Source organism: Virgibacillus dakarensis, assembly GCF_900155625.1.
In the GTDB taxonomy this organism is placed as follows: domain Bacteria; phylum Bacillota; class Bacilli; order Bacillales; family Amphibacillaceae; genus Lentibacillus_C; species Lentibacillus_C populi.
This window is the reverse complement of the sequence record NZ_LT732554.1, coordinates 1,667,690-1,683,031: the sequence shown is the minus strand read 5'-3', so window position 1 is coordinate 1,683,031 and position 15,342 is coordinate 1,667,690. Positions and strand designations below refer to the sequence as shown.

Below are 15,342 nucleotides of genomic sequence, written 5' to 3'. Positions count from 1 at the left end.
GCTTGCTTATCATATAGATTTTATAAATCTAAGAAATTTATCATGGTTAATTGCAAAATTACCTGATACTGTACTATTTGCTTCAACATTTTTGGTTACTACAGCCCCTAGGGAAACTTTGCTGTTACCCCCTATTTTTATACCATTAGATACCGTTGCATTAATCCCAATCCAACAATCCCTACCTATGGCAACCCTTCCTCCAAGCACTACCCCCGCAGTTATAAATGTTCTCTCGCCTATTACATTATCATGACCTACATTTACCGCATTACTTACCTTTACATCTTTTTCAAGTATAGTGTCTCCGCCTAAAACACCTTTATCAATACAACAATTGTGTTGTACTTCAACATTATCCTTAATAATAACCCTCCCTGAGGATTTAACAGGGATTACTTTTCCCTTATCTTTAATAAATTGAAAGCCCGTTGTACCTATTTGGGAACCTGAACGAATAATTACATTGTTACCTATAATACTACCAGGGTGTATAACCACACCTGCTTCTATTATGGTGTTTTTTCCAATCTTTATGCTATTATCACCAATAATTGCATGTTTAGAAATTTTTGTATCCATTGAAATGTTATTATCAAAGCCCTCCCCATAAAAATTCCGTTCCACTAAGTGGTTATGAAGATTGAAAAATGCAACTTTAGGGTTCTCAGAAATCATGAAGCCAAACTTTCTAGTGGCTTTAATATTGTTATATATTTCCATTGTGCATATTAATCCTGTTATTTCTTTATTATTAATAACAGAATCTAAATATTTAATATCAGTTAAAAAGCTTAAAACTTTTTTCTTTTCGTAGTGTGACGTGGCTAATCCCAAGGCATCAAACTCACAATCAGATTTAATTTGAAAATTCCCATTTATAAATTCAATTTCGGATAATTTCATTTGTCAACTCCTATTTTGGGAAGTTTAATTATTTGCCATCATAAATAATTAAACCGTTTTAAATCTCCCCTTAAAATCTTTCGTACTGCATTTATCCAAAGGTAACTTTACACTTTTACCTTCTGCTGATGATTTATAAATGGCAAGCACAAGTTCTAATGCTCTTCTTCCATCTTGAGCAGTAACATAAGGATCTCGATCATTGTGAATAGCATCAATTACATCAGCATAGAGTGGATTATGACCAAATCCATATACACTTGGTGGATTTTCTTGATAATTTGTTTTGACTTCATCTGGATCATCCAGCATATCAGCGAACTGCCATTCTTCAATAATGTTTACAGACTTTCCGCCAGCTTTAACTGTACCTTTATCCCCAAATATATATAAGGTTTCCTCAAGATTATTTGGATAAATATTAGTTGTTCCTTCTACAACCCCATAACTTCCATTAGAAAACTTAATAAGTGCCATACCTAAGTCTTCAGCTTCAATAAAATTATGTTTCATATTATCGGTCATTCCGAATACTTCTACTACTTTGTTCCCCATCATCCATCGCAATAGATCAATATTATGAATGCATTGGTTCATCAATGCTCCACCATCTTGTTCCCAAGTACCTCGCCAAGGTGCTTGTTTATAATAATCTTCTCCCCTATTCCAACGAATATGAGCAGTACCATGGAGTAATCTTCCAAAGCGTCCTTCTTCTATTGCTTGTCTTATTTTTTGAACCGATTTATTAAATCGATTTTGGTGACAAGCACTCACCTTAACATTTTTTTCTTTAGCTTTTTCAATAATTGCATCCGCTTCTTCTAATGAAAGAGCTATTGGCTTCTCAATTATTAGATTAGCCCCTGCTTGAATACAATCCAATGCAATTTGACCATGTATACCACTTTCAGTACATATTGCTACTAAATCAGGTTTTTCCTTTTCAATTAATTCCTTATAGTCATTGTATTGGTGAGTTGATTTAGGAAGGTTAAATTTTAAAACTTTATCCTCCATTTTCTCAGGTGTAATATCACATAAGGCAACAATTTCAAGTTCATTATCTATAGCAGCGGCTATATGATTTGATGAAATTCTTCCACAACCAATTATTGCATATCTTAAACTCATGACTATCGCCCCCTATAATAACTCAATATTTTCTCTGTTATTTAAATCTTTCATTGCATTTTTAGTATCAAATATAGCCTTTGCATGTTGCTGTATAAAAGAGTAGTCAACCGTTGTATGTGCAGTTGTTACAATTACTAAATCATTACTTTCAATGAGTTCCACCGTTAACTCGGGTTCACCTTTTTTAACCTTTCCATTCCTAAAATACTCTTGTACATAAGGGTCATAGTAAACAACCTCCGCCCCCTCTTTTTCAAGCTCTTCGATAACCTTAAGGGCGGGGCTCTCTCTATAATCATCGATATCCTGTTTATATGCGACACCAAGAACAAGAATCTTTGATCCATTCATAGCCTTCTTAGACCTATTTAGAATTTTACTGGATCTCCCAACACAGTATTCAGGCATTCGGTCATTAACCATCATAGAGGATTCAATCATTGATGTGTGGAACCCATATTCACGTGCCTTCCAGGAAAGATAGTAAGGATCAAGTGGAATACAATGTCCCCCAAGCCCTGGGCCTGGATAAAATGCACGAAAACCATATGGCTTAGATTTAGCAGCATCCACAACTTCCCAGAAATTAATACCCATCTTATCGCTTAAAATAGCAAGTTCATTAACAAGACCAATGTTTACATTTCTATACGTGTTTTCCAGGATCTTCTCCATCTCCGCTATAGCTGGCGATGAAACACGGTGGATAGGTGCTTCTAATATATTTTCATAAAGTGCAGCAGCTACATCTGTACACTCAGACGTAATTCCTCCAACTACTTTCGGTGTATTTTTAGTCTTATATATCAAATTACCAGGATCAACACGTTCAGGAGAAAAAGCTAGATAAAAGTCCTTACCACATTCTAGCCCCGAAGTTTCAAGAATAGGCTTTAGAACCTCTTCAGTAGTACCCGGGTATGTGGTTGATTCTAAGACAATTAGCATATCTTTATGCATGTAGGATACGATACTTTCAGCAGATGCTTTAACATAACTAATATCCGGTTGCTGGTGCTTATCAAGTGGTGTCGGGACGCAAACACTCACACAATCCGCCTCAGCTACCTGTGCAAAATCCGTTGTAGCTGTTAGGAATCCTGACTTTACTATATTTTGAAGGTCTTCATTGACAACATCACCAATGTAATTCTCTCCTGCATTTACCATCTCAACTTTATTTTCTTGTACATCAAAGCCAATGGTTTTGTACCCGGCTTTTGCTTTTTCAACCGCAAGAGGTAATCCAACATAGCCGAGACCTATAACACCCAGTGTGGCAGTTTTGTTTTCAATTTTTTTCTTTAATGTATGCGATACAGTATTTTTCATGAATAAGGGCTCCTTTTTTTAAACTTAAATTTTTTCCTAAAATAATTTAATCTTTACACTTAACATCTGATGGTTCCTCTTTTTTTCGAAAAGGTTAGGAAATAAACTATAATAATAGAAAATAACTTTATAATGCTTGCTATTAAAATACCAATACAAAAACCCATTAAACCATAGTAATTAAGCAAAATTAACGATAAACCTGTATAATTAATTAGGTAGATAAAGTTTATTATCACCTGCCATTTTACTCCACAAAATTTTAAAATGACTGGATTTAATATGTTACTTGTAATCGTAATTATTATAGACAATGTGGTAATATAAATATAATTTAAGGCCTCACTCACAAATTGTGGATATAGAAATCCCAACAGTGGTTTACTAATAAGTATTACGAAGAAGTAACCGATTACCCCAACTATAAAAGATGAAACAAGTAATATTAAAAAGCTTTTATTCTCTATTTTTTTTAAACGGGCTAAATAGCTAAGAAACACTCCCGTTGTCGGACCAATCACCAATGTAATTGTTTTCCCCAGTATGGTCGCCGTGTAATAAATTGATACACTTAAGCCCCCTAATAATGGAAATAAAAGTAACTTATCCAAATATACGGTAACCCCATTTAAAAGGGCTGAGACCAATAGCGTAAATGTTCTTAAACTTGTTTTTTTAAAAAGAGGTGTCCTATTAAACGGTTCTCTTAATATATTGGTCTTATTTACCACAAACAAAAAGCTAAAGACAAAGCCACACAAATAAATTAGTTGCCAATAATCACTAATTATGAACAGTACATACCCTACACCATAACCTACCATCACATAAACACTGTCCAACAAAATATACTTATAGTTTAATTTGATTCTAAATTCGACTATCGCATACCCTCTAACAAACATAAAAATTGAAATGAAAAGCATTAAAACAATGTTAATTAAATTAAATTCTTTTTCAAAATACCAAACTCCTATAGGGGTAATTAAAATATTTATTAATAAAAACGATAATAATAATATATTATAATCACCTTTAAAATTTAACTCTTCGTAAGTAGAATTGTAAATTAATCTAGAATTATTCAAGACACTTCCTAAAGTCAATGCTGACAAATTTATCCATGCAATTATTGTTATGAGATACCCATATGAATTAGCATCTATATCCGAAGCAACCAATGGTAAAAGTATAAACTGAAGTATAAATATTGGAAATACAGATGCCAGTATGTTAAGTAATACATCCGATATTATTTTTTTTTTCATAAAAATTACCTTTCTAGATTAATCATACCCATTAAACTGTGTCCTTCATGTATTTTTTGTCATTAAAGTGTAAAGCAGAGATACATACTGCCATAAATAGCCAAAAGTTACTAGATGTTAAATATGAACCTGATATAAACAATTGGATTAAACCAATCCCCAAAAAGATTATTGCTATGTCTCTTTCTATTCTATTTTTATTTAAAATACCATTGATCCAATAAAATAATAATAAAATAATAATAAAAGCACCTAATATTACCCCAAACTGAGATAATAATTCTAAAATTAGATTATGAGGGTAAGTTCCATTTAAAAAAATTCTGTCTCCAGCTATTCCATATCCCAAAAAAGGTTTTTCAGTTATTTTTTGTATAGTTGTATTATATAAATCGGACCTACCCGTTAAAAAATTCGCATTGTCATTTGTGAACAAAAATAGAGTTCTACTACTTATACCATAATTTCCTAATATATTTCCGAACCTTAATAAAAATGAGTCATAAAAAACAAACAAAAGGATTAAGCTTAAGCAAGTTAACAGGAATACAAATATATCCTTAATTTTTTTTCGATCTCTAAATAAACGGTTACTTAGTAATATAACAAAAAAAACTGCAAGTGAAAGAAGCGGCCCTCTTGATCCAATTATAATTATTGAAATCAAACCAGATAATATTAAAATAAAATCTACTATTAGAAATTTGTAAAAGCTCTTATAAACGAGAACAATTAAAGGTAATAAAATTAAATAAGAAAAGACCATATCATAACTGGGATCTTTAGTAAGAGAACTTAATATAAAGGCTAATCCCATAACAATTTGATAATAAGCTGATTTAATTAACATATTAAGGAATATAGTTTTATTTTTAATTGCAATATAAAATAATCCTGTAGGTAGACATATAAGAAAAAACCAGAAAGAGACACTGATTATATAATTTAAATTTTGAAAATAAAGTAATATATTGATTAAAAAAATAATGATACATATAATATACGTAAATAAGAAGATTTTACCTATTCTATTAAATATGATTGGTAAATTTTTTAGGAAAACCAAACCAACCAATATCATAAATAAGAGGCTAATAATTTCGCGAAAGGAGGAATTGTATACCCCAAAAACCTCCTTAATCGTATAATTTGTAATTAGGATACATAATTGAAATACTATAGCAAAACTAATCTTCTTATCAAGCTTATCCGAATTTAAAGAGCCATAATTAAATACTTTTTCCTTAAAATGTAACATACAATTTTATAACTCCTTTAAAAGCCACTCTATTTTGCGTAGAGAGAACACTATTATGATTACTTGTGATGATTCTCCCAAAACAATAATTGAAGATTCGGTTTATCTATATAGTCTTGAAGCTAAAACCTTATAATCAAGAGTTTCACGAACTATTTTACCCGATGCTTTCCTTTTTCCATCGAGCTGCCTTGGGTCTATAGATATACTCTCAAAAACATCCTTCATATCGTTAGTAGTCCTAATGTAAAACACAGTTTCCTTATTAAGATAATATTCATAGCTTTGATATGGATATATTGCCACCGCACTTCCACAACAAAGAGCATTTTGCATAGTTGCAGATTTACTTCCGGGCTGTAAATATAAGTCACTGGCACACAAATACTTAAATAACTGATTGGCATTTTTCCAGCCTAAAAAACTAATTCTTTTATCAGACAAAACGAGGTTTTCTACAGTTTCCTTTATATCGTCACTTAAAGAACCTATAAGGACAAGTCTTAATCTTTCACTTGGCACCTGAATAAAGGTTTCTAAAATTTCTACTGTTCGTTTAAGCTTATCCATCTTTCCAGTATGAACTAGTAATACCTCATCTTCTTTTAGCCTTAAACTATTTCGTATTTCTTGTCTTTTTTCTCTTCTCTCCTTTTCTGTTGGTACTATACCACCTAACGGATAGAATTCCATCATATCATTAGGAACATTATATATTTTTTTTAAAAAAACAGGCCCATCATAACCAATGTAGAATACCTTGTCGATATAAGGTAAGGATATTTGTATTATATATCTATAAAAGGTTTTGTGTAATATATACTTTGAAAAAAAGTTAGTAGCAGAGTTATGGAAATCAGCATGGTTATCGACGAAAAATTTAACCTTAGGGTGATCTTTTTTGTAATTTGCAACTGTTAAAAGCTCATACGACTGTACACCATGGTGAAACACAATATCGGGTTTTTCTTTTTCCAAAAACTCATATAGACCATTTACCGCTCTTACTTTATTCGAAATAAATCCACCTAGAATATTTCTATATTCCATTCTTATCAGTCGAATTCCATTGTCTAGTATCCTATCTTCTTCTTCTGTTTTTACAACTGAACCATTGTCATATTTATAACAATCCGAGATTACTATTACTTCATTTCCATCGGTTCTTAACTGATTTGCCAATAGGTTATCTTGATAAGTCATTCCTTCTGTAAACCTTGTAGCTAAGCCAACTAGTATTATCTTCACAACATTTCCACCTTTACATCTTACACTGACTCAATAGGCGATCTTTTCTTATAGGGTTTAGTTCACTTATTGTTGGAATACCTTGCTGTATATTTTTGTATATTCGTTATATCTATGGTTTTTATTATATAATTTATTTGTACGATCTATACAGTGTGCTGAATAAGAAGATTTTCCATTTTCCCTCACCTTTTTTATTCCATCAATTATTTCCTCTAAGTTCCCTTTTTTTACAATAATTCCTGTCTTTTTATCTACACATTCAACACTTCCACCTGTATTAAAAGTAATAACCGGAACTCCACATGCTAATGCTTCGACATTAGTTAAACCCATAACCTCTTCAAGTGTTGGATTCACAAAGACATCAGCTGAGCAGTATATATCTACCAATTCTCTCACACTATCTGTTTGTGTAACACCGATTATATTATTTGGTAGAACTTTTAGTTGTTTCTCAGTGAGACCGACCAATATGATAATTTCGTCTCCCCTTATACGCTGAGACAACTCTTTGAAATAGTTTTTCCCCTTTCTTTCATCCCAAACATTTGCTACGCCTAGGATAATAAACTTATTATTTAAGTTTTGCCTTTCCCTGAACGCACTCTGGGTTGGCTTAAATAGATCTAAGTCGATACCATTATTAATTACCTTTATTGGATATCCACCCAAAAAGGACTGTTTTACGAGTTGAGCTAACCACCTTGATGGAGTGACAATTGTTAAATTCTTAACTCCAATAAAGGAATTCCTTTTTCTTTTATAATTTTTTCTGGAATTATTTTTAAATAAGCTTGCAGGATAACTTCTTTTTTGAATACATTTGTGATCACCATCTATTTTCCAGCAATCGCATCCCGCATAGTCAAAGTATGCACAATGACCCGTAAATGCCCAACAATCATGTAAAGTCCAAACCACTGGTTTATTAGCTTCCTTCAGATAATCAAATAAAATTTCTACATTTATATAATACCCATGAATATTATGCAAATGAATAACATCGGGATTAAGTTCCTTAATCTTAGAAATAAATCTCTTTGTAGCCTTTATTGATCCAAAACCATGTTTATCAAATATTCTTGTTTTAGCTACATGTGTATAATTATCAATTTTATTCCCTATTCTTATAGCAGTTTCACAATTTATTGGATTATCCCTTCCATACGCAATATAACTTTCATGTCCTTGCTCTTTTAAAATTGCATGGATATCAGTGGCAATTCTTCCCGTACTACCAATGCCACAAACAGAATTTATTTGTAAAACTCTCACCAACGTTTCCTCCAAACAACCCTATTCACATAATCTGTATATGATAATATGACCCTCAATACTTTTTCTGACACATTGGGCATACTATAATCCCCAACAGCCCTTAAAGATTTTTCCTCTTGTGTTTCCAAAACTTTCAACCCTTGTAAAATCCTCTCCTTTTTTAACCCCACCATCATAACCGATGCTTCTTCCATCGCCTCTGGCCTTTCATGGGCCTGTCTGATATTCAGAGCCTTAAATCCAAGAATAGAAGATTCTTCACTAATAGTACCACTATCACTAAGTACCGCTCTTGCTTTGGTTTGCAATTTCACATAATCATTAAATCCTAAAGGCTTCATCGTTTTAACTAAAGGGTTAAATTCTATCCCATTAGCATTAATCATATTTTGAGTTCGTGGATGCGTACTTACAATCATAGGCATGCTATATTCTTCTACAATATGATTTATACTGTCAACTAGATCTCGAAAATTAACTTCTGAATTAATATTTTCTTCTCTATGAGCTGATACTACAAAATAGTTTCCAGCTACCAGATCCAATCTGTCTAGTACATCTGAGTTCCCAATGTCATCTTTTCTAGAATTTAAAACTTCAAACATTGGACTTCCCGTTTTAATAATTCTATCCGTTGGAAATCCCTCTCTAAGAAGGTATTCCCTTGCGATATCGCTATAAGTTAAATTAATATCAGCGGTATGATCAACAATCTTTCTATTCGTTTCCTCCGGTACTCTTTGATCAAAACATCTATTTCCTGCTTCCATATGGAAAATAGGTATTTGTCTTCGCTTAGCCGCTATTGCACATAAACAACTATTGGTATCCCCCAACACTAAAAAAGCATCCGGCCTTACTTGTTCCATGACGGGATCTATTTTAACTAAGATATTACCAATAGTTTCAACCGCTGATCCAATAGCAGCATTAAGGAAATAGTCCGGCCTTTTTAAATTAAAATCTTTAAAGAAGACTTCGTTTAATTCATAATCATAGTTTTGTCCCGTATGGACAAGTGTATGTTCAATCGCATTTGATTCATCTAATTTGTTTATAACAGCCGACAATCTTATAATCTCTGGTCTAGTCCCAACGACTGTCATGACTTTTAATCTCTTCATTAATTATACCTCCAAGAAGTACGTGTCAGGCTTATCCGGATCAAAGCATTCATTCGCCCACATTACTGTTACAAGGTCTCTTTCTCCAACATTAACAATAGAGTGCGTATAACCGGTTGGTATATCCACAATCTGCAACTTTTTTCCGCTTACTCTATATTCAATGATCTCATCAGAGTCTATCTTCCGAAATCTAATTAGACCTTCTCCACTTACAACTAAAAACTTTTCATTTTTTGTATGATGCCAATGGTTGCCCTTTGTTATGCCCGGTTTTGAAACATTAACAGAGACCTGTCCTCTTTCAGGTGTTCTCATAAATTCTGTAAAAGAACCTCTATTATCAACATTCATTTTAAGATCATAAGAGAATTTATCCTCTGGTAAAAAGCTTAAATAAGTACTGTAAAGCTTTTTAGTCAATGCATCATCCATGTTCGGAACACTTAAGTTTGATCTACTATCTTTGAAGCTTTTAATGAGATTAGCTAGTTCACCAAGTCTAATACAATGCGTTATAGGTACAACACAATAACCATTGTCTACGGTTGGATTATCTTCCAATGCTCTAACAAACTCTTCTAATACATCATCTATATAGCAGAGGTTAAGTTCCGCATCGGAATTATTAATTTGTATATCCATATCTCTAGCTACATTATGACAGAATGTGGCTACAACTGAATTATAATTAGGTTTACTCCACTTACCAAATAGGTTAGGCAGTCTATACACATAAACCTTTGCATCAGTCTTCTTGTCATAATTAAATAATAATTGTTCCCCTGCTCTTTTGCTTCTACCATAAGGATTGTCCCTTAATGCCTGAATAGATGATGTAATAAGCACTGGAGCTTTATTTTTATATTTTTTTAGTAAATCTAGTAATGTAGATGTAAAATCGTAATTACCTTTCATAAATTCACTTTCATCCTTTGGTCTATTTACCCCTGCAAGATGAAACACAAAATCACATCTTTCAGCATATTCCTCAAGCAATGCAGGATCACTTTCTCTACTAAATTCTAATATATTGTTATATCCTTTATTTTTTAGTTCGGCAATGAGGTTTTTCCCAACAAATCCTTTTGCGCCGGTCACAAGAATATTCATTAATTAAACCGTCCTTTAGTTCATTACATGATTTTTAGTATTCCATTCCTTTAATTCATTTTGAACATAGTCTAATTCAAGTAGCTTTTCTTTAATCTGTTCAATATTGAGAATCTGTGTATTGTCGGAATTGTATTCCGCTACAGTAGTAAGCTTTTGGTCTCCATCCGCAAAATATTTATCATAGTTAAGATCCCTTTGATCTGCGGGCACTCTAAAGAAACCTCCTAAATCTTCCGCCTTAACATATTCTTCTTTAGTCAGAAGGGTTTCGTATTTCTTTTCCCCATGCCGAGTCCCAATGATTTTAATTTCGTTATCGGCGTTAAATAATTCTTTTACCGCTTGGGCAAGGTCACCGATGGTACTTGAAGGAGATTTCTGTACCATAATGTCTCCAGCCTCAGCATTTTGGAAAGCAAATATGACTAATTCAACTGCCTCTTCAAGACTCATAAGAAATCTTGTCATACTTGGATCTGTTACAGTTAGAGGGTCTCCATTTTTAATTTGTTCAATAAATAATGGAATTACCGAACCACGTGAGGCCATGACATTTCCATATCTTGTGCCAGTGATTAATGTCCGTTCTGGCAAAACCTTTTTTGATTTTGCAACAAAGACCTTTTCCATCATAGCTTTTGATATTCCCATTGCATTAATTGGATACGCAGCCTTATCAGTAGATAGGCATATTACCTTTTTAACACCATATTCTATTGCGGCTGTTAGCACATTGTCTGTTCCCAACACGTTCGTATTTACCGCTTCAAGGGGGAAAAATTCACATGAGGGCACTTGTTTTAACGCTGCAGCATGAAAAATATAATCAACGCCATGCATGGCATTTTTTACACTTGCCAAGTCTCTTACATCACCAATGTAAAACTTTAACTTATCGTTCTTATATTGCTTTCTCATATCGTCTTGTTTTTTTTCGTCACGTGAAAAAATGCGGATTTCTTTTATGCCGGTATCTAAAAATCGCTGCATTACCGCATTTCCAAAAGAACCTGTACCTCCGGTTATTAGTAAGGTTTTATCCTTAAACATGCTTTTACCTCTTTTCATATAATTAAAATGACTCATTATTATTTCGTATGAATGCTTGGCTGTGTAGTTATCTTCTAAATACCGTCTAGCGTTTACACCCATTTGTTTTCTTATATTTTTATCACACAATCTGTCTACCCTTTTGTGAAATTGTTCAACATCACTACTCTCGCACCAAAGACCGAACCCGCCTTTTTCAATGACCTTTCCGATATCAGTGTTAATATCAGTTGCTGCTAAAACGGGCATTGATGCCTGCATATAGGAAAGAAGTCTGGATGGAAAATTTGGTATCGTAAACCGCTTATCAAGAAATATTAATCCAACATCACAAGAATTAGCCAAAACTTCATAATCCTCTTTTGGTAGTTGCGCAAATAATTGGGCATTGGTTAACTTTTCAGTGTTTAAAAAGGTTTTAAGTCTATTAAACTCTGTTCCTGATCCCGCAATGACAAAATAAACTTGGTTGTTTTCTTTATTGAACTTTAAACACTCGATTAGGAAGTCAATACCTTGAGGTTTCCCAAGATTTCCACCATAAATAAATACCGTACAATCAAGCGGTATTTTATATTTATTTTTAATCTTTTTTACCTTTTGCTCATCTTTCTCTATTGTTAATGGTTCAATACTGTTTGGGCATACTTCCACCGTATTAGGTAATATTTCAGGGTTCTGTTTTAATAAAAAATCCACATTTGCCTGGGACATACACCCAATATAATCCGAGAGTTCATATAACTTTTTTTCTTTAGACTTAAAATAACCATATAACAGACCTTTGATTCCGGTTTTCTTAACCATTCCAAGGTCTACAGCATTTTGAGGAAAGATATCTTTTAACAATAGATAGGTTGTTGCATTATCTCTATTTTTCAAATATTCAATAGCCTTTTGCAATGTTATTGGGGGTGTTGTATAAATAACCAAGTCATATTTCATATCAGAAAAATATTTTTTTATTCCTCTTTTAAATTTGGACTCAAGAGTAAGAGTTGAAATGCCTTTTTCTATTAAGTTTGTTTTTTGTGTATTACCTATTTGTAATTTTAGTATCTTATAATTATCATTATCAATTAGTCTTGTTGGTTGTTGTTTTCTTTTTTCTGTTGGCGAGATAATGCACACTTTATGGTTGTCTTTTACAAACTGTCTCATTAAATCCGTGTATATCCCACTTTCATCAAGTGTTGAAAAATCTAAAAGTGTTAAAAACAAGATATTCATATTCTAAACTCTCCTAACTGGAACTCCAACATAAATTCCAGGTTTGGTTATATCCCTAACCACAACAGCGCCCGCACCCATTTTGCACCCACTAATTATAGTTACGTTATTACTAACCACACTACCAATACCTAACCATGACCCTTGTCCAACTTTAACTGTACCCGCTAAATGTACGCCTGGAGATATATGAACGAAATCTTCAATATAATTATCATGATCTATTGTAGATCCGGTATTGATGATGCAACCTTTACCTATTGAGGTACAGCAGTTAATAACTGCCCCCGCCATAACAACAGTTCCACTTCCTATCTCCACCTGTGCTCCTATAACTGCATGTGGGTGAATTAACATTGGTATACTGGCTCCTGCTGTCTCAAGCATCTCATGAATCCTTTGTCTTGTAATATTATTGCCAACACCAACAAAGACTTCCCACTCATCTACAAATGTAAAAACATTATCTGATGTTCCAATGACCTCCAACCCCATTGATGATTTAAGGCTTTCATCATCGTCTAGGAAAGCAATATTTTCCCATTTATTCATTTTCAATGCAATGTCCGCAATAACTTTTCCATGACCACTGGCACCTATTATAAGAAGTTTGTTTTTCATAACCCTATTCTTTCCTTTTTGGTTCCCCTAAAAGGTTCCATTGTAGCTGCAGTCTCCGAATTAATACCCTCTCTTACAAAAACCATTTTAATAGTCAAAAAGATAATCTTCCAATCTTTAACGAAACCTAAATTATCCACGTACTCAACATCCAGATTAAATTTATCTTCCCAACCGATAGCATTTCTACCTCCGATCTGTGCCAAGCCAGATAAGCCGGGCCTAACCTCATGACGCCGTTTTTGATGTTCATTGTAGAGCGGAAGATACTGTACAAGTAATGGTCTAGGTCCTATAATGGACATATCCCCCTTTAAAATATTTAACAGTTCCGGAAGTTCATCAAGGGATGTAGAACGTAAAAACCTTCCAAACCTGGTTAACCTAACATTATCAGGAAGAGGTTGCCCATCCTCATCCCTCTCATCAGTCATTGTTCGAAATTTATACATTATAAAAATATTCTCATTCAACCCTGGTCTTTTCTGTTTAAAAAGTACTGGGCCACCAAGCTTAACCTTAACAAGTAATGTTACTACAAGAAATATTGGACTTAGAACAATAATGGCAATCAATGATAGTATGAAATCCATCGGTCTTTTAATAAATCTTCTATAAATACCACCTTTGGAATTCCTCATTACTCTAACCACAACCCTTTAGTAATCTTTACTACTCTTTCTAAATCATCATCAGTCATCTTTGTATCAGACGGCAAACAAACACCATTCTCAAACAGTCTTTCGGATACACCCTCACCAATAAAATCATATTCCTCAAAGAATGGCTGAATATGCATTGGTTTCCAGACCGGTCTTGACTCGATATTTTCAGCTTCCAATGCATCAAATATATCAACAGGTTTTACTTTACCAGACAATGTTATCGAGCTTAACCAATAATTCGGTTCATTCCATTCATTGGCAGGCATAAACTCAACACCTTCAAGTTCACCAAGTTCTCTCTTATAAAACTCAAAAATATAATTCTTCCTCGCAACTCTCTGATCTAACACCTTAAGTTGTCCTCTACCAATCCCAGCAACTACATTACTCATTCGATAATTAAACCCTAATTCACTATGTTGATAATGCCTTGCTTGATCCCTTGATTGAGTAGCCCAAAATCTCACCTTAGCAATTCTTTTTTCATTATTGGAAACAAGCATCCCGCCACCAGAAGTAGTGATAATCTTGTTCCCATTAAAGGAGAAGATGCCATAATCACCAAAAGTCCCAGTGTGTTTACCTTTATAGTAAGTACCTAAAGACTCCGCCGCATCTTCTATAACCACTACTTTATGCTTCCTGCAGATCTCCATAATCTTATCCATATCTGCAGATAAGCCATATAAATGAACGACGAGAACAGCCTTTACCTCTGGATATTTTTTGAATGCTTCTTCCAATGCTTCAGGACTCATGTTCCAGGTTTCATAGTCACTATCTATAAAAACAGGAATAGCATTTTGATAGATAATTGGGTTTGCAGTAGCTGAAAAAGTAAGTGTTGGGCAAAAAACAATATCCCCTTCTCCTACCCCAGCTGCCTTAAGGGCTAAGTGGATAGCCGCTGTCCCGGAAGAAAGTGCAGCGGCAGCTTTCGATCCAACCTTATCTGCTAATTCCTTTTCAAATTGATTCACGTTTTCTCCAAGCGGTGCTATCCAATTTGTTTTAAATGCTTCCTTTACATACTGCATTTCATACCCTTCATCACTCATATGCGGTGATGAAAGAAAGATTCGATCCGCCATTATCTAGACTACCTT

General features: G+C 33.6%; 13 protein-coding genes and 1 pseudogene. All 14 read right to left on the bottom strand.

Annotation, left to right across the window (positions count from 1 at the left end):
* Positions 1 to 9 precede the first annotated feature (9 nt).
* The 14 genes and pseudogenes from CZ382_RS17790 to CZ382_RS17725 all read right to left on the bottom strand — a co-directional run bounded on the left by CZ382_RS17790 (position 10) and on the right by CZ382_RS17725 (position 15,327).
* Positions 10 to 906 (bottom strand): LbetaH domain-containing protein, encoded by an 897-nt coding sequence (locus CZ382_RS17790; RefSeq protein ID WP_088052522.1) that lies wholly within the window; start codon positions 904 to 906, stop codon positions 10 to 12.
* A gap of 48 nt (positions 907 to 954) precedes the next feature.
* Entirely contained in the window at positions 955 to 2,040 is a 1,086-nt protein-coding gene (locus CZ382_RS17785; RefSeq protein ID WP_088052521.1) for a Gfo/Idh/MocA family protein, read from the bottom strand.
* A 12-nt stretch (positions 2,041 to 2,052) separates the two neighbouring features.
* Positions 2,053 to 3,375 (bottom strand): nucleotide sugar dehydrogenase, encoded by a 1,323-nt coding sequence (locus tag CZ382_RS17780; RefSeq protein WP_088052520.1) that lies wholly within the window; start codon positions 3,373 to 3,375, stop codon positions 2,053 to 2,055.
* A gap of 59 nt (positions 3,376 to 3,434) precedes the next feature.
* On the bottom strand, positions 3,435 to 4,643 hold the full coding sequence (locus CZ382_RS17775; RefSeq protein ID WP_088052519.1) for a polysaccharide biosynthesis protein: 1,209 nt from the start codon (positions 4,641 to 4,643) through the stop codon (positions 3,435 to 3,437).
* 31 nt (positions 4,644 to 4,674) lie between these two features.
* Positions 4,675 to 5,901, bottom strand: coding sequence for an O-antigen ligase family protein (locus CZ382_RS17770; protein WP_088052518.1), 1,227 nt, complete (start codon positions 5,899 to 5,901; stop codon positions 4,675 to 4,677).
* A 102-nt stretch (positions 5,902 to 6,003) separates the two neighbouring features.
* Positions 6,004 to 7,149 (bottom strand): glycosyltransferase, encoded by a 1,146-nt coding sequence (locus tag CZ382_RS17765; RefSeq protein ID WP_088052517.1) that lies wholly within the window; start codon positions 7,147 to 7,149, stop codon positions 6,004 to 6,006.
* A gap of 66 nt (positions 7,150 to 7,215) precedes the next feature.
* Positions 7,216 to 8,427: a glycosyltransferase gene (locus CZ382_RS17760; RefSeq protein ID WP_088052516.1), complete on the bottom strand. Its 1,212-nt coding sequence runs from the start codon at positions 8,425 to 8,427 to the stop codon at positions 7,216 to 7,218.
* Complete coding sequence (wecB, locus tag CZ382_RS17755) at positions 8,424 to 9,554, bottom strand: non-hydrolyzing UDP-N-acetylglucosamine 2-epimerase (protein WP_088052515.1); 1,131 nt, start codon at positions 9,552 to 9,554, stop codon at positions 8,424 to 8,426. The genes CZ382_RS17760 and wecB overlap by 4 nt, the downstream gene beginning before the upstream one ends.
* 3 nt (positions 9,555 to 9,557) lie before the next feature.
* On the bottom strand, positions 9,558 to 10,667 hold the full coding sequence (locus CZ382_RS17750; protein WP_088052514.1) for a capsular polysaccharide biosynthesis protein CapF: 1,110 nt from the start codon (positions 10,665 to 10,667) through the stop codon (positions 9,558 to 9,560).
* A 15-nt stretch (positions 10,668 to 10,682) separates the two neighbouring features.
* Positions 10,683 to 11,720 carry a nucleoside-diphosphate sugar epimerase/dehydratase gene (locus CZ382_RS17745; protein WP_088053533.1) on the bottom strand — a complete coding sequence of 346 codons (1,038 nt, stop codon included), beginning with the start codon at positions 11,718 to 11,720 and terminating at the stop codon, positions 10,683 to 10,685.
* A 93-nt stretch (positions 11,721 to 11,813) separates the two neighbouring features.
* Positions 11,814 to 12,434, bottom strand: a pseudogene (locus CZ382_RS24365) (glycosyltransferase family 4 protein); the annotation flags it as partial.
* 519 nt (positions 12,435 to 12,953) lie between these two features.
* On the bottom strand, positions 12,954 to 13,571 hold the full coding sequence (locus tag CZ382_RS17735) for an acetyltransferase (RefSeq protein ID WP_088052513.1): 618 nt from the start codon (positions 13,569 to 13,571) through the stop codon (positions 12,954 to 12,956).
* Positions 13,568 to 14,212 (bottom strand): sugar transferase, encoded by a 645-nt coding sequence (locus CZ382_RS17730; RefSeq protein WP_088052512.1) that lies wholly within the window; start codon positions 14,210 to 14,212, stop codon positions 13,568 to 13,570. Before CZ382_RS17730 ends, CZ382_RS17735 begins: the two co-directional genes overlap by 4 nt.
* Positions 14,212 to 15,327: a DegT/DnrJ/EryC1/StrS family aminotransferase gene (locus tag CZ382_RS17725; RefSeq protein WP_088052511.1), complete on the bottom strand. Its 1,116-nt coding sequence runs from the start codon at positions 15,325 to 15,327 to the stop codon at positions 14,212 to 14,214. The genes CZ382_RS17730 and CZ382_RS17725 overlap by 1 nt, the downstream gene beginning before the upstream one ends.
* Between the last annotated feature and the right edge of the window lie 15 nt (positions 15,328 to 15,342).